Source organism: Actinomadura sp. NPDC000929, from assembly GCF_040492065.1.
Taxonomy (GTDB): Bacteria; Actinomycetota; Actinomycetes; order Streptosporangiales; family Streptosporangiaceae; genus Spirillospora; species Spirillospora verrucosospora.
In genome coordinates this window covers 1-21,971 of the sequence record NZ_JBEUPA010000080.1, presented here as the reverse complement: position 1 = coordinate 21,971, position 21,971 = coordinate 1, and the positions used below count along the sequence as shown (strand labels likewise).

Genomic DNA, 21,971 nt, shown 5'->3' with positions numbered 1-21,971 from the left:
GATCCGCTGCACTTCGCTGTCGTCCAGAACGTTGGTCACATCTTCAACAATAAGGTCGGCCAACGGTCCCGGCATACCCGGACGCCGTGCTTTCGGCGAACGTTCCGGGTGCGCCGGGTGACCGGATCCGAGGCGGCCGGGAGGCGGCTGCCGCTCAGAAGGTGAGCAGGGCCGACAGCAGGCGCTCCTGGAACCGCGCGACGTCGCTGCCCACGGCCACCTTCACCGGACGGCGGGTGTCCTCGGCGGGCAGCGAGCGGGCGTCCCACACGGTCGTGCCGCGCGTCAGCTCGCCCCGCAGCTCCACGCGCACCGGACGCTGGACGTACTCGCCGAGGTCCGGGTCGACGACCAGCATCGCGGCGAGGGCGTCGTGGATGACGGCGCCCCGGCGCCTCAGGGTGGGGGTGTAGGCGTCCGCGTAGAACTCCAGGATGTTCGCGGCGAACCGGGCGACGGGGGTGTCGTGCGCGGCCAGCCTGTCCAGCCAGTCGTCGTGGACGGCGGTCGGGTGCGTCGCGTCCAGCGGCACCAGGACGATCGGCCAGTCCGCCGCGAACACCAGGTCGGCGGCCTCGGGGTCGTGCCAGATGTTCGCCTCGGCGTGCGTGGTGATGTTGCCGGGGTGGTCGAACGCGCCGCCCATCACCACGACCTCGCGGATCAGCGACGGCAGCTCGCCGTCCAGCAGCAGCGCCGAGCCGAGGTTGGTCAGCGGGCCGGTCGCGAGCAGGGTCAGCTCGCCGGGCATCGCGCGGGCCAGCCGGACGATCTGCGCGGCGGCGGGCTCGGCGACCGGGCGCCCCGCGGGCTCGGGGAGGTGCGTGTCGCCGAGGCCGTCGGTGCCGTGCCAGTCGAGCGCGTAGTGGACGTCCTGCGCCATCGGCCGGGCGGCGCCGACCGCGACCGGCACCACGGGCCCTCCCGGCCCGGGCTCGCCCGCGGGGACGCCGGCGGCCTCCAGGACGCGCAGCGTGTTCAGCGCGCCGGTCGTCGGGTCGATGTTGCCGTGCACCGTGCCGACCGCCGCCAGCTCCGCCTTCCCCGCCCGCACCAGCGAGGCGAGGTACAGCAGCGTCATCGCGTCGTCGATGCCGGTGTCGCAGTCATAAAGGATCTTCGGTGCCTTCGTCACGGGTGCAACCTATGCGGGCGCGGACCTCCGGGCACCCCCGGTTCGCAAGATCGGCGATTGGGCCTGGGAGGGGGCGCTTCGCCGGGGTAAGCCTGAGACATGCGCAAACTCATCAACGCCCCGGCGGACGTGGTGTCCGACGCCCTGCGCGGGCTGGCCGCCGCGCACCCGTCGCTGAAGGTCGACCCGGGGACCGGGACCGTCATCCGGGGGGACGCCCCGCGCACCGGGAAGGTCGCCCTGGTCTCGGGCGGCGGATCCGGGCACGAACCGCTCCACGCCGGATTCGTCGGCCACGGGATGCTGGACGCGGCCTGCTGCGGGGAGGTCTTCACCTCTCCCGTCCCCGACCAGATCATCGCCGCGACGATGGCGGTGGACGGCGGCGCCGGCGTGCTGCACCTGGTGAAGAACTACACCGGCGACGTCATGAACTTCCAGATGGCCGCCGAACTCGCCGAGGACGAGGACATCGAGGTCGTGTCCGTCATCGTCGACGACGACGTCGCGGTGGAGGACAGCACGTTCACCGCCGGGCGGCGCGGCACCGGCGCCACGCTGTTCGCCGAGAAGATCGCCGGGGCGCTCGCCGAGGAGGGGGCCCCGCTCGCGGACGTGGCGGCCGCGGCCCGGGAGGTGAACGAGCGCAGCAGGTCCTTCGGCGTGGCGCTGTCGTCCTGCACGGTCCCGGCGGCCGGGACGCCGACGTTCGAGCTGGGCGAGGACGAGATGGAGCTCGGCATCGGCATCCACGGCGAGCCCGGCCGCGAACGCGTCAGGATCGGCACCGCCGCGCAGATCGTGGACGCCGCGCTCAGCGCGATCGACGCGGACATGCCGCTGTCGGGTTCCGAGGTGCTCGTGCTGGTCAACGGGATGGGCGGCACCCCGCTGATCGAGCAGTACGTCGCCTACGCGGCGGCCGCCGAATGGCTGGAGGGGCACGGCGCGACCGTCGTCCGCCGCCTGGTCGGGCCGTACGTGACCAGCCTGGAGATGGCGGGCTGCATGATCAGCGTGTGCCGGGTGACGCCCGAGCTGGTCCGCCTGTGGGACGCGCCCGTCGAGACGCCGGGGCTGCGGTGGGGCCGATGAGCGCGGACTCGATGGACGCGGGGGACTTCGCGGCCTGGATCAGGCGGACGGCCGAGCGGGTGTCCGCCGACGCCGAGCGGCTGACGCGGCTGGACGCGGCGATCGGCGACGGCGACCACGGCCTCAACCTCGACCGCGGCTTCCGCGCCGCCGTGGAGGCGCTGCCCGGGGACGCCCCGCCGGGGAAGGTGCTGATCGCGGCCGGCCGGGCCATCGTGTCGAAGACCGGCGGCGCGTCCGGCCCCCTCTACGGGACGGCGCTGCGCCGCGCGGGCAAGGCGTTCGGCGACGCCGCCGACGTGGACGCCGCCGCGCTCGGCGCCGCGCTCCGGGCCGCCCTGGAGGGCGTCCAGGATCTCGGGAAGGCCGCCGAGGGCGACAAGACGATGGTCGACGCGCTGGCTCCGGCCGTCGCCGCGTACGAGGCGGCCCTGGCGGACGGCTCCGGCATCGCCGGATGCGCGCGGGCCGCCGCCGAGGCCGCCGCGAAGGGCGCGGACGGCACCGTCCCGATGCGGGCGCGCAAGGGCCGGGCGAGCTACCTGGGCGAGCGCAGCGAGGGGCACATGGACCCCGGCGCGTCGTCCACCGCCCTGGTGCTCGAAACCCTCGCCGACGTCGCGGAATCCGCGGGGGTGGCGTGACATGGTCGGCATCGTCATCATCTCCCACAGCCGGACGCTCGCCGAGGGCGTCGCCGAGGTCGCCCGCGCCATGGGCGTCGGCAAGGCCGTCGTCGAACCCGCCGGAGGAGATTCCGAAGGGCGTCTCGGGACGAGCATCGACCTCGTCGAGCAGGCGGTCGCCGCCGCGAACGGGGGCGACGGCGTCGTGCTGCTCGCCGACCTCGGCAGTTCCGTGCTGACCGCCAAGATGCTCATCGAGGACGCCGAGGGCGACGACGTCCTGCTCGCGGACGCCCCGCTGGTCGAGGGCGCCGTCGCCGCCGCGTCCATGGCCGCGACCGGCGCGGACCTCGCCGCGGTCCACACCGCGGCCGAATCCGCCCGCGACCACCGCAAGACGAGCTGACCCCGCGTCCGTGCCCGGCCGGCGGCGCCCCGGCCTCACCGCGGCGCCGCGCGGCCGGGACGTGCAGCGGGTTCGTCAGGGGGTGGCGTCGGGGCCTTCGAGGAGGGTGCCCAGGACGGAGGCGACCCCGGCGGTCGGGTCGCCCCGCACCTCGTAGACGCGCGGCTCCCCCTCCGCCCCGTACTCCTCGGCTCCGTCCCCGGACACCGTGATCCGGTACGCGGGGAGGTCGGCGCCGATCTCGCCGGACTCGCCCCGGGCGTGCGCGGCGGCCAGCGCGTCCACGGCGTCGCGGACGCGGCCGGCCTGTCCGGCGGGGAGGGTCGCGGTGTCGTACTGCGCGACGACGGCGCTCTGGCCGGTGAAACCGCCGGTGCTCTCGATCGTCACGCGCATCCCGCGCACCTCCCCGTCGACTGGCCTGCTCCTTGCTCGCTACCCGCTCGCCGCGGGTCGCTACCTCCCGAACGGTGCCGCCCGGCGACCGCCTGGCCGGTGCCGCTAGCCGAACGTGCTGCGCAGCTCGTCCAGCTGGCTCCGGAGGATGTCGTCGTTGTCCAGCGGACCGCCCTGGGCCAGCTTCTCCTCAGGGACGAGCCGGTACTCGGGCATCTGCATGGTGCCGCAGCAGCGCGACCGGTCCTGGGCGGCCAGCAGGCTCGCCGAGTTCTCGTCGTGCGGCTCGACCTCGGTGACGTCCTGGCCGTCCCCGGTGTACGCGGCCTCGGTCATCGCCATCTGGCCGCTCATCAGGTCGCGCAGCGGCGTCGCCGCCGTCGTGATCTCCCGGACGGCGAACCGGTTGCGGATGAACGTCCGGTAGACGGCCGGGTCGCCGCGGCTCGCCGAGGCCTGGAGCATCCTGTTCGCCACGTCCACGTACCGGGCGCCGGTCGCGGGGGACGCGACGATCGCGTCGAACACGAGCTTGCACAGCGCGGACGCGGTCTCGATCAGCACGATCGTCGCGTCCTTCGTGCGCTGCTGCCGGCTCATCTCGAAGGTGTAGACGTCGGCGAGGATGTCGTAGATCGCGCCGGTGAACACCTGCGAGATCGCGTGCACTTCGTTGCCGACCTCGCTGAGCTTGAGGTCGTTGTCGGCGTTGCGGAGCCCGGACGGCATGCCGAGCGCCTGGCCGAACTGCTCGGCCAGCTCCGCCAGGAACGACCTGTCGTGCAGGTTCGCCTTGGTGAGCGCGACGAGCGCGTCCGCCTGGTCCGGCTGCGCCAGGGCCAGGAAGATCGCCGTGATGTCGCCGAACGACTCGTGCAGCCCGCCGGTCTGCGGCGGCGCGTCCGCCGACAGCCAGCCGGGCTTGAGGCCGTCCAGCACCGCGTGGCCCGTCTCGTGCGCGACGATGTCGAGGGACTGGCACGTGTAGAGCACGTTCTGCGGAGGCTGTCCCTTCGGCGTGAAGAAGAGGAACTTCAACGCCTTGGCCGTCCGCGTGTAGAACGCGTTCGCGCCCTCGGCGGCGTGCGGGAAGACGGTGATGCGCTCGGTGTTGCCCCCGACGTTCCACGCGAACGGGATCGGGACCCCGCCGTTGTGGCGCTCGTACATGGCGATCGTCTCCCGGACCACCGCGAACGTGTGCGCGCAGTCGAACTGCGGGGTCCCGGGAGTGAACACGAAGTCGCCGTCGATGTTGCGGGCGACCGGGGTGACGCCCGGCAACTCGGTCTGGACGCGCACGTCCATCGGGCCGTTCAGCACCACGGTCGGGATGTAGGTCAGCCGCGCGCCGAGCTCGGTGACCGACGGGTCCTGCTTGTAGATCAGGAACCTGTGGCCGGGCTGCGCCGGCACGGGAACCGGCACCGGGCGCGGGACGGAACGCGGAACCGGCGGAGCCGCCGCCTGGGACGCGCGTCCCGTCCACTGCGCGGGTACGACGATCTCGGCGTCGAGTTGCGTCTGGAGTTCCTGCTGGTGGGTCATCGAAGCCACCTCCCCTGTGACAGTGCGCGAGTCCCTGCTGACTCTGCGCCGCTGTGCGCGGACATGCGGGGATGCAAATAAGGGCCTTGCACTCCGAGTACGGGCCGGAGCCCGATCGGTGTCCGCCTCATCTTCAACGTCCGCCGGAACGTGAGATCGAGTCAACCCACCGTGTCCAAAAGGCATCCCATCTGTCCACATGCTGCCGCCGGGCCCCCGGGCGAGCTCGGAAGAGGTGCGGAGGTGGTACGGCCCGGCCGGACACCCCGGCTCGGCGGACGCGCCGAAAACGTCCGCGCAGCGCCGTAGACTCGCACGTGATGTCGAAGACCGAAGCTCACCCCTTGCTGGACGGCCTCAACCCGCAGCAGCGCGCCGCCGTCGTGCACTCCGGCAGCCCCCTGCTGATCGTCGCCGGCGCAGGCTCGGGCAAGACCCGGGTGCTCACCCACCGCATCGCCCACCTGCTCGGCGAGCGGGAGGTGCACCCCGGCCAGATCCTGGCGATCACCTTCACCAACAAGGCCGCCGCCGAGATGAAGGAGCGGGTCGACGCCCTCGTCGGGCCGCGCTCGCGGGCCATGTGGGTGATGACGTTCCACTCCGCGTGCGTCCGGATCCTGCGCCGCGAGGCCAAGCGCCTCGGCTTCCCCACCAGCTTCTCGATCTACGACCAGGCCGACGCGAACCGGCTGATGGCGCTCGTCTGCCGGGAGCTCGACCTCGATCCCAAGCGCTACCCGCCGAAGTCGTTCAGCGCCCAGGTCTCCAACCTGAAGAACGAGCTGATCGACTACGAGACGTTCAAGGCGCGGGCGTCCACGCACATGGAGCAGACGCTCGCCGAGGCCTACGAGATGTACCAGGCGCGGCTCCAGCAGGCCGGCGCCATGGACTTCGACGACCTGATCATGATGACGGTCAACCTGCTGCAGGTGTTCCCGGAGGCCGCCGAGCACTACCGGCGCCGCTTCCGGCACGTCCTGGTGGACGAGTACCAGGACACCAACCACGCGCAGTACGAGCTCGTCCGCGAGCTGACCGCGCCGGTGGAGGGCGTCGGGGCCGCCGAGCTGTGCGTCGTCGGCGACGCCGACCAGTCGATCTACGCCTTCCGCGGCGCGACCATCCGCAACATCCTCGAGTTCGAGCGCGACTACACCGACGCCACCACGATCCTGCTGGAGCAGAACTACCGCTCCACGCAGACGATCCTGTCCGCCGCCAACGCCGTCATCGAGCGCAACGCCGACCGCAAGCCCAAGAAGCTCTGGTCCGACCAGGGCGAGGGCCACAAGATCACCGGTTATGTGGCCGACAACGAGCACGACGAGGCCGCGTTCGTCGCCCGCGAGGTCGACCGGCTCACCGATGACGGCGAGGCCCGTCCCGGCGACGTCGCCATCTTCTACCGCACCAACGCGCAGTCCCGTGTCTTCGAAGAGGTCTTCATCCGGGTCGGGCTGCCGTACAAGGTCGTCGGCGGCGTCCGGTTCTACGAGCGCAAGGAGATCCGCGACGCGCTCGCCTACCTGCGCTGCCTCGCCAACCCCGAGGACACCGTCTCCCTGCGCCGCATCCTGAACGTCCCCAAGCGGGGCATCGGCGACCGCGCCGAGGCCTGCGTCGAGGCGTACGCGTCCCGCGAGCGCATCTCGTTCTGGCAGGCCCTCCGGACGCCCGAGGACGTCCCCGGCATGGCGACCCGCTCGCTCAACGCCGTCCGCGACTTCGTCGCCCTGCTGGACGAGCTGCGCGCCGCCGCCGAGTCGCTCGCCCCCGCCGACCTGATCGCCGAGGTGCTGAAGGCCAGCGGCTACCTGGCCGAGCTCCAGGCGTCCAAGGACCCGCAGGACGAGACCCGCATCGAGAACCTCCAGGAGCTCGAAGCCGTCGCCCGCGAGTTCGAAGAGCGCCTCGACGGGGAGTCCGCCGAGGGCCGCCTTCCCGAGTTCCTGGAGCAGGTCGCCCTCGTCGCCGACGCCGACTCCATTCCCGGGGGCGCGAAGGGCGGGCCCGTGCCGCCGGGAGAGCAGCCCGAAGAAAGCGAGCACGGCGTCGTCACCCTGATGACGCTGCACACCGCGAAGGGCCTCGAATTCCCGGTCGTCTTCCTCACCGGCATGGAGGACGGGGTCTTCCCGCACCTGCGCGCCATGAGCAACCCCAAGGAGCTCGAAGAGGAACGCCGTCTCGCCTACGTCGGCATCACCCGCGCCCGGCAGCGCCTCTACGTCTCCCGGGCCACGATGCGCAGTTCGTGGGGAGCGCCTCAGGTCAACCCGCCGTCCCGCTTCCTCGGCGAGGTCCCGAAATCCCTCGTCGAATGGGAACGCGAGGCGTCCTCCACGTCCGGTTCCGCCATGTCGCGGATGGCGGAACGCCCGGGAACCCGCTCACCGGGAAACCGTCCGGTCCCGTCCCTGTCGCCAGGCGACAAGGTCACCCACGACGCTTTCGGGCTGGGCACCGTCGTCTCCGTCTACGACAAGGGCGAGAAGGCCAGCGTTGACTTCGGCGGCGACTACGGCGTCCGCACCCTGGTCCTTCGCTTCGCCACCATCGAGAAGCTCTGACCCCAGCTTCCGGCGGCGCGAGGCAGGGCGCCTACGTCGGTGACGTTCCCGGTGTGCCCGCGCTGGGGCCGGGGGCGGTGGCGCGGGTGTAGCGGGCGGCGAGGGCGCGCAGATGGTCGGCGAGTTCGGGGTTCGCGGTCTCGTCGATCCGGAAGTCGGCGCCCAGCATGCCCAGGTAGACGGTGAGCATGGACGGGTCGTCGGAGCCGACCTCCACGACGCAGGTGTCGTCTTCGCCGGGTTCGACCGTGATGCCGGCGGGCAGCCGAGCCGCGATCTCGGTGGCCGGCGCGTTGACCACGACCCGCGCTCTGTAGGCCCACGTGGCCTGCGCGAGGCCGGAGGCGAGGCGGGTCGTGACGTCCTCGTCCGGCATGTCCCGGGGCGTGAACCGGGGGCCGGCGGGCGGACGCAGGACGACGCGGTCGACGCGGAAGGTGCGCCAGTCGTCCCGCTCCAGGTCCCAGGCGAGGAGGTACCAGCGGCGGCCGGAGGCGACCAGGCGGTGCGGTTCGGTCACGCGGGGCCCGGTCGCGCCGCCGTGCGTGCGGTAGTCGAAGCGCAGGCGCTCGTGGTCCCGGCAGGCGGCGGCGATCGCGGTCAGGACGGCCGCGTCCACCGGCGGCTGCGAGCCGGGCAGCGCGACCGTCGCCGAGGCGAGCGCGCCGACGCGGCGGCGCAGCCGCGACGGCAGGAGGCGCTCCAGCTTGGCGAGCGCGCGGACCGAGCTCTCCTCGATGCCGGAGACCGCGCCGGTCGCCGCCGTCCGGAGCCCGATCGCCACCGCGACCGCCTCGTCGTCGTCGAACAGCAGCGGCGGCAGCACGGCGGCCGTGCCGAGGCTGTAGCCGCCTCCGACCCCCGGGGCCGCGTCCACCGGATACCCGAGCTCCCGCAGGCGCTCGATGTCGTTGCGGACGGTCCGGGTGGTGACGTCGAGGCGTTCCGCCAGCTCGGGCCCGGTCCAGTCGCGCCGGGCCTGGAGGAGGGACAGCAGCCGCAGCAGCCGGACCGAGGTTCGCATCATCGCTCCATGATGCCGCGAATCGCGGAACGATCTGTTCCGCATTGGCCCGTAGCGTGTTTCCCATGACGAACGACATCCGTCCTTTCCGCATCGACGTCCCGGCCGCCGAGATCGAGGACCTGCGAGCCCGGATCTCCGCGACGCGCTGGCCGGCGGCCGTGGGGGTGGACGACTGGAGCCGCGGCGTGCCGGCCGGATACCTGCGGGAACTCGCCGAGTACTGGGCCGCCGGGTTCGACTGGCGGGCGCAGGAGGCGGCGCTGAACGAGATCCCGCAGTTCACGACCGAGATCGACGGCCAGACGATCCACTTCTTCCACGCGCGGTCGCCGGAGCCGGGCGCGCTCCCGATCGTGCTCACGCACGGCTGGCCCAGTTCGCCGGTCGAGTTCATGAAGGCCGTCGGGCCGCTGACCGATCCCCGATCCCACGGCGGCGATCCCCGCGACGCCTTCCACGTCGTCCTGCCCTCGCTTCCGGGCTACGGATACTCCAACCCGATCGGCGAGGCGGGCTTCAACCTCTTCGGCGTCGCGCGGATGTGGGCGGAACTGATGCGCCGCCTCGGATACGAGCGGTACGTCGCGCAGGGAACGGACGTCGGCTCGGGGGTGGCGGGGATGCTCCCCCTGGTCGCTCCGGGGCAGGTCGCCGGCGTCCACCTGTCCGGGACGGGCGCTGCCCCGCCGTTCGGGCCCGCCCTTGAGCCGGAGCGGTTCTCGGGAGCGGACCGGGCCCGGGCGCGGAAGTTCAACGAGTTCAGGGAGGAGGGGACCGGTTACCTGGCCCTGCAGTCGACGCGACCGCAGACGCTGGCGTACTCCCTGAACGATTCGCCGGTCGGCCAGCTGGCCTGGATCGTGGAGAAGGTGCGCGAGTGGACGGACCCGGCGATCGACCTCCCCGACGCGGCGGTGGACCGGGACCAGCTTCTCGCCAACGTGAGCCTCTACTGGTTCACGGGCTCCGGCGCGTCCTCCGCGCACGCCGTCTACGACGGCATGCGGGCATGGAAGGCCTTCGCGGCGCAGCAGAGCGGGCCCGCCCCGAAGCCGGATGTGCCGGTGGGGGTCGCGGTCTTCGCCGCGGACACCACCATCCGCTCCCTGATGGACCCGGACGGCTCTGTCGGGCACTGGTCGGAGTATGACCGGGGCGGCCATTTCGCGGCCATGGAGGTGCCGGAGCTGCTGGTGGAGGACGTCCGGCTCTTCAGCCGTTCGCTCAGGTGAGGCCGCCGCGCCGGGGCGGCAGTGCGTACGGCCGGATGCAGCCGGAACCGATGAGTTCCGGGGGCGGCGGTGGTCAGATCCTGTGAGCACCTTTTCCACCGGGCTGTCGAAGGAGTCGCAGGATGCGGAAGATCACCGCAGGGTTGTTCATCTCGCTCGACGGAGTCGTCGAAGACCCGCAGGACTGGCATTTCCCGTACTTCAACGAGGAGATGGGCCAGGCCGTCGACGCCCAGCTGGGGTCGGCCGACACCCTCCTGCTCGGCCGCAGGACCTACGACAGCTTCGCGGGCGCGTGGCCGGACCGGGAGAAGGCCGGAGGTGAGGACGCCGACTTCGCCAGGAAGCTCGGAGACGCCCGCAAGATCGTGGTGTCCGGCCAGGACCTCGACTTCACCTGGCGCAACTCCGAGCTGCTCCGGGGCGACCTCATCGAGGCCGTGACCGCGCTGAAGAAGGAACCGGGCACGTCGGACATCGCGATGAGCGGTTCGGTCTCGGTCGTCCGCGCGCTTCTGGAAGCGGGCCTGCTCGACGAGCTGCACCTGCTGGTCCACCCGATCGCCGTGCGCAAGGGGATGCGGCTGTTCGAGGACGCCGACGCGCCGCTGCCGCTGAAGCTCGTCTCCTCCGAGACCTTCGGCACCGGCGTGGTCCACCTCGTCTACCGCCTGGACGACGAGGCCCCGAGCGGCGACTACGAGACGGCCAAGGCGAGCCTTCCCCAGTCCGACGACGCCTAGCTCTCCGGCGGCTGCGTGCTGGACGACGCCGGGGCGCCTGCGGAATCCGCTTGAGTGCGGAAGGTGCGGCGGTAGGCGCCCGGTGTCGTGCCCAGGGCGGTGAGGAAGCGCCTGCGCAGGTTGGTGGCCGAGGAGAGGCCGGAGCGGCGGGCGATGGCGTCCAGGGGAAGGTCGGAGGACTCCAGCAGGTCCTGGGCCGCGGCGATGCGCCGGGTGAGCAGCCAGTGCCCGGGGCTGGTGCCGAGCTGCTCGGCGAACCGGCGGGCGAGGGTGCGGGTGGAGACGCCCGCGTGCGCGGCCATGGTCTCGATGGTCACGGGTTCGCCGAGCCGCTCGGCGATCCAGTCCAGGAGCGGCGCCAGCGTGCCGTCGATCTGCGCGGGGCGCGGCGGCGCCGAGTACTGGAGCTGGCCGCCCTCGCGGTGGGGCGGCATCACCATGGTCCTCGCGACGTGGGCGGCGTACCGGGCGCCCTGGTCGGAGCGGATCAGATGCATGCACAGGTCGATGCCGGCTCCGGCTCCGGCGCTGGTGGCGACGTCGCCGTGGTCGACGTAGAGAACGTCCGGGTCGACCTGGACGTGCGGGAAGCGGGCGGCGAACTCGCCGGCCAGGGCCCAGTGGGTGGTCGCCTTCCGCCCGTCCAGGAGGCCCGCGTGCGCCAGGGCGAAGGCGCCGGAGCAGATGCTGACCACTCGCGCGCCGCGGGAGTGCGCGCGGCGCAGGGCGTGCACGACCGCGGGGGACGGGGGTCTGCCGGCGGGCAGCCAGCCCGGGACGACCACGGTGTCGGCCGCGTCGAGCGCGTCCAGCCCGTCGGTCACGAGCATGTCGAACCCGGCCAGTGTCGCGACGGGGCCGGGGTGCTCCGTGCACACGCCGAAGGTGTACCGGACCGGAAGCCCGGCGCGCTCGACGCCGAACATCTGGGCCGCGCAGCCGAGCTCGAAGGTCGACTGGGGTGGGTGGACGAGCGCCGCCACGCGATGCATGGCATGAAAGTACCGCAAGATGTCTTTCCTGACACTCGGCCGGACGCGGCGCCGGTCGCCATGCTGGCCCCATGACGACGGAACAGAGCATGCCCGGCTATGTGTGGGCGAGCGTTCAGGACGCCCCGGTCCGCGAACTCTTCCCGGGCATCCGGCTGCGGCCGCTGTGGCAGGGCGACGACGGCGCGAAGGCCTTCGTCCTGCAGATGGATCCGAACACGTGCTGGGAGGGGGTCGACGTCCACGAACCGGGTCCTGAGGAGGTCTTCGTGGTCTCCGGCACCTTCAACGACGGCGACCGGGACTACCCGGCCGGCTCGTTCATCCATGCCCCCGCGGGTTCTTCCCACGTCCCGCAGACGTCGACCGGCTGCACCCTTTTCCTTTTCTATCCGGAAGGCTGACCAGGCCGCGATCGACGTCAGGGGCGGGTGGCGCTCACCAGCCATACGGAGCCGCGGATGCGGATGCCGCCCGGAGTCTCGTAGGCCGCGAGTGCTTCCTGGAGCTCCTGGCGGACGTGCGCGACAGCGGTCTGGTCCGCGTCCTGGAGGTTGTAGCGGACCGGGCCCTGGCCGAGGATGAAGTCCGCGGCGTCGCCGGGGTCGCGGCCGTAGTCCATCGGCGCCTGGACGGGGCTCGTGTCCACGTCCGTCAGCCCCGCCTGGTGCAGTACCCGGCGGATGCGGTCGGGGTCGGACAGGGAGCCCATGCCGCGGGCCGCGGGCGAGGGGCGGCGCATCAGCGGCGCGAGAGCGGCGGTGGCCCTGGCGTACTCGCTGTCGGGGCCGCCGGCCTGCGGCACGATGAACGCCATCCGGCCGCCGGGCCGCAGCGCGCGGGCGATGTTGGCGAACGCGGCGGCGGGATCGGCGAAGAACATGACGCCGCCGCGGCTGACGACGACGTCGAAGCCCTCCTCGTCGAAGGGGTGGGCCTGCGCGTCGGCCTGGTCGAACCGCACGTTGGCGATGCCCTGCTCCGCCGCGTCGGCGCGGGCGCGGGCCAGCATGGGGCCGGAGATGTCGACGCCGACCGCCCGCGCCCGCGCCGCCCGTCGCGCGGCGAGCAGGGTGAGCTGCCCGGTGCCGCACCCGATGTCCAGGACGGTCTCGTCCTCGGCGATCGCGGCCCGGTCCAGAAGGGGCCGGTTGAAGCCGCCCATCATCGCGTCGTACCGCGGGGCGTCGTCGGCCCAGGCCGCCCCCTCCCACCCGTTCCACGCCTCGGCCTGCTGGACGTTGACGACGGTGTGCATCCTGTCTCCTTCGCTGCGGGTCCGAACTTTTTAGAGGTTAACTCTAGTGATGGACTCTAGAGATATACTCCCGCCATGGACACCGTCAAGCGGCCGGACAAGCGGGCCGAGCGCTCCCGCCGCACCCGGGCGAAGGTCATCGAGGCGGCGCGGGAGCTCTTCGTCGCGCAGGGCTACGGGGCGACGAGCCTTCAGGAGGTCGCCGACCGCGCGGGGGTGGCCGTCCAGACGGTGTACTTCGTCTTCGGCACCAAGCGCGCGCTGTTCAAGGACGTCGTGGACGTGTCCATCGCGGGGGACGCCGAGCCGGTCGCCACCCTGGAGCGGGAGTGGTTCCGCGCCGCGTGCGCCGCGCCCACCGCGGCCGTCCAGCTGCGCGAGCACGTGCGCGGCACCGTCGAGATCCTCGGCCGGGTCGCCCCGATCATGTCGATGATCGCGGCCGCCGGCGCCGCCGACCCGCAGATCGCCGCGCAGTGGCCCGACGGGCCGGACCCCCGCTACACCGTTCAGCGCGCCGCGGCCGAGGCGCTGGTCGGCAAGCCCGACGCGCGCCCCGGCGTGTCCGCCGAGCTGGCCGCCGACCTGCTGTTCGGCCTGCTCAGCCCGCAGCTGTACCTGCTCTTCGTCCAGGACCGCGGCTGGGCGCCGGACGCCTGGGAGGAATGGGTCCACGCCACCCTGGCCGCCCAGCTGTGCGCCTGAACGAGAGCCGCCGGCCGCTCGCGGTGCCGCGAGCGATCATGCCGGCGGGGGTACCCGGCGCCGCGCGGTCTCCTCGACTGCCAGGGAAGCCGCGGCGCTCAGCAGGGGCCGCCAGGCGGCGAACAGGTCGAGAAGCTCCGTGATCTGGGATCCGTCCAGGGCGGCCGTGCGGATGACGTCCAGTTCGTTGGCGACGGTGAGTTCGGCGAAGTCCCGGCGCTGCCGTGGTGAGGGACGAGACACCGACCCGGTGAAGCGGTCGGTGAAGGCGCCGTCGGGCTGGTGCAGGGACGGGTACGTGCGGGCACGGTCGCAGCCGGCGTAGAGGTGGACGAGGTCCTCGGCTTCGGTGCCGATGACCTCGCTCAGTTCCTGGCGCCGGTGAACGGAGCCGAGCGCGACGGGGAAACCGTCGGTTCCGTAGAAGGCGTGGCACAGCCCAGCAAGACGAAGGGCGGGCCGCGCACCCCAGGCTTCCAGCAGAGCGTGCACCCGTTGGAGATGCTCAAGCAGGGTGCCGCCGGGGTGCTGGATCAGGTCGGCGCGTTCGGCGCGCAGGAGGTCGGCGGCATCGGCCTCGCGGTTCAGGCCGGCGTCCTGTTCTGCCGTCACGGCCGCTCCCTGGTCGAAGGCCCCCTCGACAGGCTGCGCGCCGAGGACGACCCTCGTCAATCCATGGATTCCGTTCGATCTCCCCAAGGCTGGGCTTGGAGGTAAAGACACTTCGACTGCTCATTGGGCGTTCTGGGCGGTCGTGAGGGTATCGGTGCGGCTGGTTGCTGGACGGCCGTTTCGTCGCTGGGGGCGCGGTCGGTCCGGCCGACGTGTCCACGAGACGCTACGGGGGTTCGAGCATGGCATTCGTCACCACGCGCGACGGCAACGAGATCTTCTACAAGGACTGGGGCAGCGGGCAGCCCGTGCTCTTCATCCACGGCTGGCCGCTGAACGCCGACGCGTGGGAGGACCAGATGAAGGCGGTGGCCGACGCCGGCTACCGCGGCATCGCCCACGACCGCCGGGGGCACGGGCGCTCCAGCCAGCCGTTCGACGGCTACGACTTCGACACCTTCGCCGACGACCTCAACGACCTGATCAACCGGCTCGACCTGCGGGACGTCACGCTGGTCGCGCACTCGATGGGCGGCGGCGAGCTGGCCCGCTACATCGGGCGGCACGGCACCGGGCGGGTCCGCAAGGCCGTCCTGCTGTCGGCGATCACGCCGTCCATGCTCAAGACCGGCGACAACCCCGAGGGCGTGCCCGAGCAGGCGTTCGAAGACATCAAGAACGGCATCCTGCGCGAGCGCTCGCAGTACTGGAAGGACGCCTCGGAGGCGTTCTTCTCCGCGAACCGGCCGGGCAACAAGGTCACCCAGGGCAACCGGGACGCGTTCTGGTTCATGGGCATGCAGGAGAGCCTCCAGGCCGGCGTGAAGTGCGTCGACGCCTTCGGCTTCACCGACTTCCACGAGGATCTGCGCAAGTTCGACGTCCCGACGCTGATCGTGCACGGCGACGACGACCAGATCGTCCCGATCGACGCGACCGCCCGCAAGGCCGTCGAGATCATTCCGAACGCCGACCTGAAGGTGTACGAGGGGGCCTCGCACGGGATCGCGCTCGTGCCCGGCGACAAGGAGAGGTTCAACGCCGACCTCCTGGACTTCCTGAAGGGCTGACCCGTCCCCGGAGCCGCTCACGCGGGGTGGTGGGCGCCCGGGGTGTGGCCGAAGGCACGGCGGAAGACGTCGATGAAGCTGCTGGCGGACGACCAGCCGCACTGGTGGGCCACGGTGGTCACCGGGGTGTTCTCGGCCAGGAGTATCAGGGCGTGGTAGAGGCGCAGCTGGGTGCGCCACTGCGGGAACGTCATCCCGAGGTCGCTCCGGAAGAGCCGGGAGAGGGTGCGGTCGCTCGCGCCGACCTCCCTGCCCAGTTCGGCGAGCGTGCGGTTGTCGGCGGGGTCGGCGTGCAGGATGCCGCACAGCGCCCTGAGCTGCGGGACGGTCGGGGCGGGCAGGTGCAGGGGCTGCTGGGACGAGACGCGCAGCTGGTCCAGCAGGACGGCGCGCAGCCGGACCCGGGCGGGGGTGTCGCCGTCCGGGTCGCGGGTGTAGGCGAGGATCAGTTCGCGCAGCAGGGGGCTGACCCCGAGCACCGCCGGCTCGTCCAGCCCGAGCGGGTTGTGGCTCGCGGGCAGCCCGACCAGGTGGAGTTCGAGCTCGCCGTGGGCCTGGTGGGCGTGGACGGCCCCGGCGGGGATCCAGATGGCGCGGTCGGCGGGCGCCACCCAGGAGCCCGCGCCGGTGGTGACGGCGACCACGCCCCGTCCGGCGTAGGCGATCTGGTGGTCGTCGTGGCGGTGGGCGTCGATGGCGGCGCCCGGCGCCAGCGAACGCGCTCGGGTCGGCGCGATCGGTTGATGGCGGCTTTCCTGCATTGGTTGGCAGATTATCGGAAGTCCGACACCGGTCTCCGGCGCGAGCATGAGGGACGTGTCATCGAATCCAAGAGAAGCGACCCGTCGGCGGGACGGGCGGCCGGTCTTCCTGCTGTCCGCCGGACATGCGTGCGTGGACGTCTACCAGGGGTCCGTGACGGCGCTCGTCCCGTTCTTCGTGGCCGAGCGCGCCTACACCTACGCGGCCGCCTCGGGCATCGTGCTCGCCGCGTCGCTGCTGTCCTCGGTGGCGCAGCCGCTGTTCGGGGCGCTCACCGACCGGTGGGCGATGCCCTGGCTGCTTCCGCTGAGCACGCTTCTGGGGGGAGCGGGGATCGCTCTGAGCGGCCTCAGCGGCGATTACGCCCCCACCCTGGCCTTCGTGGCGATCTCCGGGATCGGGGTCGCGGCGTACCACCCCGAGTCCGCCCGGGTCGCGCGGAAGGCGAGCAGGGGGAGCCACACGGCGATGAGCTGGTTCTCCGTCGGCGGCAACGTCGGGTTCGCGCTCGCGCCGCTTCTGGTCGCGGCGGTCGTCGCGACCGGCGGCCTGCGCTGCACGCCGTTCCTCGTGGTGCCGGCACTCGTGGGCAGCGTCGTGTGCCTGCCCGTCCTGCGCGCCCTTGAGGGGACGGCCTCCGGCGCGCGCACGACCACGACGGCCGGTGTGGACGATGCACGCTCTTTCCTCAAGTTGTCGCTCGCCGTGGTCTGCCGGTCGATCGTGTTCGTGGGGCTGAGCACGTTCATCTCGTTCTACGCGCGGCAGCGCACTGGAGGGGGAGTGGCGGCGGGCACGGCGGCGCTGTTCGTCCTGTACGCCGGGGGCGCAGTGGGCACCGTGGCGGGCGGTTCCCTGGCCGCCCGCTGGGACCGGGTCACCGTCGTGCGCTGGTCGTACCTGCTGACCGTGGTCGCCGTGGCGGGCATCGTGCTCGTGCCCGGCCCGGCGCTCTACCTGTTCGTCGCGCTGACCTCCGCCGGCCTCTACGTCCCGTTCTCGCTGCAGGTCACCCTCGGGCAGGACTACCTGCCCACGCGCGTCGGCACCGCCGGCGGCGTCACCCTCGGCCTGACCGTCAGCGTCGGCGGACTCGCGAGCCCCGTCCTCGGAGCCGTCGCCGACGCCGCGTCGCTGCGCGTCGCCCTCGCGCCGCTCATCGCGCTGCCCGCGCTGGCCTGGCTGCTGTTCCGGACGCTGCCCGAGCCCGCGGTCCCGGCGCCCGCCGCCGCGCCGCCGCCGGTGCGGGAGGGCGCGCGGTGATCAGGCCGTGCGGCGGCCCAGGAGGTTCGCCGGCAGGGTGTGCAGGACGACCTGGTCGTCCTGGTTGAGAAGTTCGGCGCGGGTGCTGACGACGCCCCGGTCCGGCTTGGAACGGGACGGGCGGACCTCCAGGACGGCGACGCGCAGGCGCAGGGTGTCGCCAGGACGGACGGGAGCGGGCCAGCGCAGCTCGTCCACGCCGGGGGAGGCGAGGCTGGCGACCCGGGACAGGAAGTGGTCGGCGAACAGCCGCATCATGATCGAGCCGGTGTGCCAGCCGCTGGCGATGATGCCCCCGAACGGGCCGGAGGCGGCGAACTGCGGGTCCACGTGGATGGGCTGCGGGTCGAAGCGGCGGGCGAACTCGACGATCTCCGCCTCGTCCACGGTGACGTGGCCGTACTCGTAGGTCGTGCCGGCGGTGTAGTCCTCGAGATAGCGGTCGTCGATGGGGGCGGCGAAGTCGTCACCGAGGGCGCGGGTCCTGATCTTCATGGGACCAGGATGGCCCAGCGGAGCCCGGGCCGCCGCGGCTCCGCGCGCGGGGCGGGGCGAGGCGCCGCCATTCCTCGCTGAGCTCGGCGTGCAGCCGGTAGAGGCCGTAGGGGGTGTCGCCGGACGGCTCACGGAAGCGGGTGCCCTGGTCCACGGGCATCGACGCCGGCCGGACGGGGAAGAAGGCGGCCTGGCGCTCGCGTTCCTCGGACCGGACCTGGAGCAGCCAGAAGCCCTGGTAGGCGTCCGCGCTGATCTCGGTGATCTCCGTCCACGCGAACCGGCGGCGGCCGTACCCCGTGACGAGGGTGAGGGCCTCCGCGTCCAGGATCATGCGCGTCCGCAGCAGGGGGACGGCTCCGGCCGCGAGGGCGAAGCAGGCGGTTGCGGCGGCCCATGCCGGGGCGCCGGCGCCGTCGAGGGCCTTCTGGACCGCCACGACGCCGAAGAGGGCGGCGATGGCGACCCCGGCGAGGATCATGCCGAGGTGGCGGGGGCAGCGCAGCGTGCGCGGCTCGGTCATCGGGACATCATCCCTCCCCGCCGGGAGTCGCGGGGAGGCCGGCCGGCGCGGCCAGTGCGGCCAGGAAGGCGTCCAGCATCGCGGCCTGGCGGGCGGGCGGGTAGGCGTCCGGGGCGAACAGGGCATGGACGACCAGGCCGTGCGTGAACGCGGCGGCGGCCGCGACGGTGTCGTCCGGGCCGGGCCCCGCGGGCAGTTCGCCGCGCTCGACGGCGGCGGCGACGTGGGGGCGGAGCCGCGCGCGCCAGTTCTCGTAGCGGAGCCGCTGGCGCTCGCCGAGTTCGGGGTCGGCCAGCGCGACGTCCCAGGAGCTCACCCAGATCCGGTTCATGGCCGAGGCGGCGGGGGTCAGCGGCAGGACGTCCAGGAGCGCGGCGCGCAGGGACGCCAGGCCGGGCGGGGCCTCGCGGAGGGGGCGGTTCGCGGTGCGCTCCTCGGCGAGGTCGAGGGCGTAGGCGACGAGGGCCCTCTTGTTCGGGAAGTAGTGCGTGAGCAGTCCGGTGGAGGCGCCCATCTCCGCCGCGACCGCGCGCAGGGTCAGGCCGCCGAAGCCGCGACCGGCCAGGACGCGCCAGACGGCCTCGGACACGTCCTGGCGGCGGGCGTCGTGATCACCTCGGGCGGGCATGCCCGTAGAATACATAACAAACGTTCGGTACGTACTCCCCGGGAGGTCCCCCATGTTCGCTCGCACGCTCGCCGAGGGCGCCGAGCTGCGCCCGTTCGAGCCCTGGCAGGCGGCCGAGTTCGCCGAGCACGCCGACCGGGTCCGCGGAGAGATCGACCAGTACATCCCCTGGGCCCGGACCGTGGTGGACGAGGCGAGCGCCCGCGAGCTCCTCCAGGCCTACGCCCACAGGCAGGCCAGGGACGAGGGCCGCCTCTACGGCATCTGGGTGGACGGGGTCCTCCAGGGCGGCACGGTCTTCCGGACGTTCGACGCCGCGCAGGGCGTCTGCGAGGCGGGCGTCTGGCTCGCGGCCGAGGTCCGGGGGCGCGGGCTGATCACCAAGGCCGTCCGCATCATGATCGACTGGGCGTTCGGCGTGCGGGGGGTGCACCGGGTGGAGTGGCTGTGCGACCCGCGCAACACCGCGAGCGCGGCCGTGGCGGAGCGCCTCGGGATGACGTGCGAGGGCGTCCTGCGGCAGGCGTTCGTCCTCGACGGCGACCGTCGCGACGTCCAGGTCTGGGCGGTGCTCGCCAGCGAGTGGCCGACCTCCTGAAGGGAGCGGCGTGCCGGGGGCGGGGGAGGCGGCCGCCGGCCGGAGGAGGCGGACCGCTAGGGTAATCGGTGATCTGAGTTTCACTCCTTACCCCCGGGAGCCCCCGTGCACGCCGAGCAGGTCGTCTTGCTGCTGGCCGCCGCCGTCGCGGCGGGCTGGGTCGACGCCGTGGTGGGAGGCGGCGGGCTGATCCAGTTGCCCGCGCTGCTGCTGCTCAACCCCGGGCAGCCGGTCGCGGCCGCGCTCGCCACCAACAAGCTGGGCTCGATCGCGGGCACCGCGTCCGCCGCCGTCGCCTACGCGCGCAAGGCCAAGCCGGACGTCAGGGTGGCCCTCCCGGCGGGCCTGCTCGCGGTCTGCTGCGCCGCCGGCGGCGCCCTCTGCGCGGCGGCGATCTCCTCGGACGTGCTGAAACCCGTCATCATGGTCGTCCTGCTGGCGGTGGCCGCGATCGTGGTGCTCAGGCCGAACCTCGGCCGGCTCCCGCGGCCGGTGCTGCGGACGCGCCGCCGGGTCGCCGCCGCCGTCCTCGTCCCGGGCGTCGCGATCGCCTTCTACGACGGGCTCCTCGGGCCGGGCACCGGGACGTTCCTGGTGATCGCCTTCACCGTGCTGCTCGGCATGGACTTCGTCGACGCCTCCGCCACCTCGAAGATCATCAACACCGGCACGAACCTGGGCGCCCTCGCGGTGTTCGCGGCGCAGGGCCACGTGCTGTGGGCCATCGGGCTGGCCATGGGGGTCTGCAACATCGTCGGCGCGCAGCTCGGCGCCCACATGGCGATCAACCGGGGTGCCGGATTCGTTCGGGCCGTCCTGCTCTGCGTCGTCTCAGCCCTCGTGCTGAAGCTCGGGTACGAGCAGTTCGGCTAGGGCCTCACCTCACGGGACGGGGAGCGGCCGGTCCAGCGCGGAAAGGCTCAGCAGGACCAGCGACGCCGTCCAGCCCAGGGGAGCCGGGCCCGCGGGCCTGCCCGTCACGCCGACCTTCTCCGGCAGGACGCCCAGGGACGTGCGGTGCGCCGAGAGCCAGTCGAGCCGCCGCAGCGCCTCGTCCCTCCGGCCCGACGCGGCCGCGTTCAGCCCGAACAGCGCGGTCTCCGGCGTCCAGGCGACGTCGGGGTCGCCCGACCAGCGCTCGCCCGGCAGGACGCCCCCGTTCGGCAGCGCCTGCTTGCGCGCGGCGTCCGCGATCGCGGTGGTCACGCCCTGATCGGCCGGCGCGAACGGCGGTGCGAGAAATGTCACCGAGGTGTCCATCAGCCCGCCGGGGACGGGGGAGCGCGGGTAGCCGTAGGGGGCGAACTGCCTGGCCACCGCGTCCGAGAGCCGCCGCGCGGCGTGCCGCCACTGCGTCGCCTTGGCGCCCTCGCCGCGCATCCGCGCGAGGTCGGCCGCCGCGCGCAGCCCCGCCAGCGCGGGGCCGACCACGCCGAGCGTCGGGCGGCGCGGGTCCTGCTCGCGCCGGTGGTCGCGTTCCCAGTAGTCGGACGAGGCGGGCGGGAGCCCCTCGGCGTCGAGGGAGCGCGCCAGGTGGTCGGCGGCGCGCCGCACCATCGGCCACAGCGTGGGCAGGTCGTCCTGGTCCGCGGTCCGGACGCCGTAGAACCACGTCGCCCACAACACCCAGCCGAGCGAGTCGAGTTGCGGGGCGCGGCCATCGGCGACGGCCGTCCCGTCGGCGTTGTACCGCGCGGCCCACATGCCGTTGTCGTGCTGCGCCCGGGCGAGGAAGTACAGGACGCGGCGCGCCTCGGCCGGATGCCCGGTGGCGGTGAACGCTGCCACGGTGAACGCCGAGTCGCGGGGCCAGCAGTACCGCCACTTCGAGTACCAGGACGCGAGGGACGCGCCGTTCGGGCGGGTGAGGAGCCGGAGGTCGAGCAGGGCGCGCGTCGCCATGTCGCGGTAGGCGTCGTTCGTCGCGCCGCCCGGGACGGTCCCCTGCGCCAGCCACGCGCCGTCGGACCGGACCGCCCGGTCCACCCGCGGGTCGGAGGCGTCCACGGTGATCGGCGCCTCGCCGCCCGACGGGACGAGCCGGACCCGCCCGTCCGCGAGCCTGACGACCGAGCTTCCCGGCAGGTAGGAGGCCCCCTCGGCCTGGTCGGGGGAGAGCGGGACGCCCGCGAACGGCCACCCGCCGCCGCCGACGAGCCCGGGGCTCGCCCAGCCGGCCTCGGGCGGCTCGGGGACGGTGGCGCCGCCGGTCGCGACGAGCGCCGCCACGATGAGCAGGCCCGCGGTGCGCCGCACCTTGCGGGCGCCCGAGCGGCCGCGC

Annotated in this window: 24 protein-coding genes; 12 read left to right on the top strand and 12 right to left on the bottom strand. The window is 73.0% G+C overall.

Translation table 11 applies throughout. The annotated features are described in order from the left end of the window. Positions 1-154: 154 nt before the first annotated feature. The gene (locus tag ABWI04_RS25345) at positions 155-1,135 is read right to left on the bottom strand and encodes a nucleoside hydrolase (protein WP_345176604.1); all 981 of its coding nucleotides are present in this window, start codon (positions 1,133-1,135) and stop codon (positions 155-157) included. 99 nt (positions 1,136-1,234) lie between these two features. Between ABWI04_RS25345 and dhaK the strand changes: the two genes are divergently transcribed. Genes dhaK through dhaM form a run of 3 tightly spaced genes read left to right on the top strand, consistent with a single transcriptional unit; the run spans position 1,235 to position 3,262 of the window. After that, positions 1,235-2,230 (top strand): dihydroxyacetone kinase subunit DhaK, encoded by a 996-nt coding sequence (gene dhaK / locus ABWI04_RS25340; protein WP_353834002.1) that lies wholly within the window; start codon positions 1,235-1,237, stop codon positions 2,228-2,230. After that, positions 2,227-2,874 carry a dihydroxyacetone kinase subunit DhaL gene (gene dhaL, locus ABWI04_RS25335; RefSeq protein WP_353834001.1) on the top strand — a complete coding sequence of 216 codons (648 nt, stop codon included), beginning with the start codon at positions 2,227-2,229 and terminating at the stop codon, positions 2,872-2,874. The genes dhaK and dhaL overlap by 4 nt, the downstream gene beginning before the upstream one ends. Before the next feature lies 1 nt (position 2,875). After that, positions 2,876-3,262, top strand: a complete 387-nt coding sequence (gene dhaM, locus ABWI04_RS25330; protein ID WP_353834000.1) for a dihydroxyacetone kinase phosphoryl donor subunit DhaM — start codon at positions 2,876-2,878, stop codon at positions 3,260-3,262. Between the two features lie 75 nt (positions 3,263-3,337). Here dhaM and ABWI04_RS25325 read toward each other — a convergent pair whose 3' ends face one another. Continuing rightward, a complete protein-coding gene (locus tag ABWI04_RS25325) occupies positions 3,338-3,658 on the bottom strand; it encodes a protealysin inhibitor emfourin (RefSeq protein ID WP_345176611.1) in 321 nt (106 codons plus the stop codon). A 105-nt stretch (positions 3,659-3,763) separates the two neighbouring features. Continuing rightward, positions 3,764-5,206, bottom strand: a complete 1,443-nt coding sequence (locus ABWI04_RS25320; protein WP_345176614.1) for a gluzincin family metallopeptidase — start codon at positions 5,204-5,206, stop codon at positions 3,764-3,766. 320 nt (positions 5,207-5,526) lie between these two features. Here ABWI04_RS25320 and pcrA point away from each other — a divergent pair, with 320 nt between their 5' ends. Further along, entirely contained in the window at positions 5,527-7,782 is a 2,256-nt protein-coding gene (gene pcrA / locus ABWI04_RS25315; RefSeq protein ID WP_345176617.1) for a DNA helicase PcrA, read from the top strand. Between the two features lie 31 nt (positions 7,783-7,813). On the opposite strand, the gene ABWI04_RS25310 is transcribed toward pcrA, so the two are convergent. Then, on the bottom strand, positions 7,814-8,809 hold the full coding sequence (locus ABWI04_RS25310) for a helix-turn-helix transcriptional regulator (protein WP_353833998.1): 996 nt from the start codon (positions 8,807-8,809) through the stop codon (positions 7,814-7,816). Between the two features lie 62 nt (positions 8,810-8,871). Between ABWI04_RS25310 and ABWI04_RS25305 the strand changes: the two genes are divergently transcribed. Then, positions 8,872-10,041, top strand: a complete 1,170-nt coding sequence (locus ABWI04_RS25305; RefSeq protein ID WP_345176621.1) for an epoxide hydrolase family protein — start codon at positions 8,872-8,874, stop codon at positions 10,039-10,041. A gap of 122 nt (positions 10,042-10,163) precedes the next feature. Then, entirely contained in the window at positions 10,164-10,784 is a 621-nt protein-coding gene (locus ABWI04_RS25300) for a dihydrofolate reductase family protein (RefSeq protein ID WP_345176623.1), read from the top strand. On the opposite strand, the gene ABWI04_RS25295 is transcribed toward ABWI04_RS25300, so the two are convergent. Then, positions 10,781-11,776 (bottom strand): GlxA family transcriptional regulator, encoded by a 996-nt coding sequence (locus tag ABWI04_RS25295; RefSeq protein ID WP_353833997.1) that lies wholly within the window; start codon positions 11,774-11,776, stop codon positions 10,781-10,783. The genes ABWI04_RS25300 and ABWI04_RS25295 overlap by 4 nt on opposite strands. A 71-nt stretch (positions 11,777-11,847) precedes the next feature. Between ABWI04_RS25295 and ABWI04_RS25290 the strand changes: the two genes are divergently transcribed. Next, on the top strand, positions 11,848-12,180 hold the full coding sequence (locus tag ABWI04_RS25290) for a cupin domain-containing protein (protein WP_345176628.1): 333 nt from the start codon (positions 11,848-11,850) through the stop codon (positions 12,178-12,180). Between the two features lie 17 nt (positions 12,181-12,197). Here ABWI04_RS25290 and ABWI04_RS25285 read toward each other — a convergent pair whose 3' ends face one another. Further along, positions 12,198-13,034: a class I SAM-dependent methyltransferase gene (locus ABWI04_RS25285; protein WP_353833996.1), complete on the bottom strand. Its 837-nt coding sequence runs from the start codon at positions 13,032-13,034 to the stop codon at positions 12,198-12,200. Between the two features lie 75 nt (positions 13,035-13,109). Between ABWI04_RS25285 and ABWI04_RS25280 the strand changes: the two genes are divergently transcribed. Further along, positions 13,110-13,739 carry a TetR/AcrR family transcriptional regulator gene (locus ABWI04_RS25280; protein ID WP_345176633.1) on the top strand — a complete coding sequence of 210 codons (630 nt, stop codon included), beginning with the start codon at positions 13,110-13,112 and terminating at the stop codon, positions 13,737-13,739. A 36-nt stretch (positions 13,740-13,775) separates the two neighbouring features. On the opposite strand, the gene ABWI04_RS25275 is transcribed toward ABWI04_RS25280, so the two are convergent. Continuing rightward, positions 13,776-14,351 carry a DUF6817 domain-containing protein gene (locus ABWI04_RS25275; RefSeq protein WP_353833995.1) on the bottom strand — a complete coding sequence of 192 codons (576 nt, stop codon included), beginning with the start codon at positions 14,349-14,351 and terminating at the stop codon, positions 13,776-13,778. Positions 14,352-14,593: 242 nt separating this feature from the next. On the opposite strand from ABWI04_RS25275, the gene ABWI04_RS25270 reads away from it, so the two are divergent. Next, a complete protein-coding gene (locus ABWI04_RS25270) occupies positions 14,594-15,421 on the top strand; it encodes an alpha/beta fold hydrolase (protein WP_353833994.1) in 828 nt (275 codons plus the stop codon). A gap of 17 nt (positions 15,422-15,438) precedes the next feature. On the opposite strand, the gene ABWI04_RS25265 is transcribed toward ABWI04_RS25270, so the two are convergent. Then, positions 15,439-16,182, bottom strand: a complete 744-nt coding sequence (locus tag ABWI04_RS25265) for an AraC family transcriptional regulator (protein ID WP_353833993.1) — start codon at positions 16,180-16,182, stop codon at positions 15,439-15,441. A 55-nt stretch (positions 16,183-16,237) separates the two neighbouring features. Here ABWI04_RS25265 and ABWI04_RS25260 point away from each other — a divergent pair, with 55 nt between their 5' ends. Further along, positions 16,238-17,446 (top strand): MFS transporter, encoded by a 1,209-nt coding sequence (locus ABWI04_RS25260; protein ID WP_353833992.1) that lies wholly within the window; start codon positions 16,238-16,240, stop codon positions 17,444-17,446. On the opposite strand, the gene ABWI04_RS25255 is transcribed toward ABWI04_RS25260, so the two are convergent. Genes ABWI04_RS25255 through ABWI04_RS25245 form a run of 3 tightly spaced genes read right to left on the bottom strand, consistent with a single transcriptional unit; the run spans position 17,447 to position 19,092 of the window. Next, on the bottom strand, positions 17,447-17,941 hold the full coding sequence (locus ABWI04_RS25255) for a MaoC family dehydratase (protein WP_353833991.1): 495 nt from the start codon (positions 17,939-17,941) through the stop codon (positions 17,447-17,449). After that, on the bottom strand, positions 17,913-18,464 hold the full coding sequence (locus ABWI04_RS25250; RefSeq protein WP_353833990.1) for a hypothetical protein: 552 nt from the start codon (positions 18,462-18,464) through the stop codon (positions 17,913-17,915). The genes ABWI04_RS25255 and ABWI04_RS25250 overlap by 29 nt, the downstream gene beginning before the upstream one ends. A 7-nt stretch (positions 18,465-18,471) precedes the next feature. Then, the gene (locus tag ABWI04_RS25245) at positions 18,472-19,092 is read right to left on the bottom strand and encodes a TetR/AcrR family transcriptional regulator (protein ID WP_353833989.1); all 621 of its coding nucleotides are present in this window, start codon (positions 19,090-19,092) and stop codon (positions 18,472-18,474) included. A 52-nt stretch (positions 19,093-19,144) separates the two neighbouring features. On the opposite strand from ABWI04_RS25245, the gene ABWI04_RS25240 reads away from it, so the two are divergent. Together ABWI04_RS25240 and ABWI04_RS25235 are read left to right on the top strand one after the other, a co-directional pair. Further along, positions 19,145-19,690, top strand: coding sequence for a GNAT family N-acetyltransferase (locus tag ABWI04_RS25240; RefSeq protein ID WP_353833988.1), 546 nt, complete (start codon positions 19,145-19,147; stop codon positions 19,688-19,690). Positions 19,691-19,795: 105 nt separating this feature from the next. Then, positions 19,796-20,563 (top strand): sulfite exporter TauE/SafE family protein, encoded by a 768-nt coding sequence (locus ABWI04_RS25235; RefSeq protein ID WP_353833987.1) that lies wholly within the window; start codon positions 19,796-19,798, stop codon positions 20,561-20,563. Between the two features lie 9 nt (positions 20,564-20,572). On the opposite strand, the gene ABWI04_RS25230 is transcribed toward ABWI04_RS25235, so the two are convergent. Beyond that, the coding region (locus ABWI04_RS25230; RefSeq protein ID WP_353833986.1) for a glycoside hydrolase family 15 protein at positions 20,573-21,971 on the bottom strand (1,399 nt) is incomplete at its 5' end.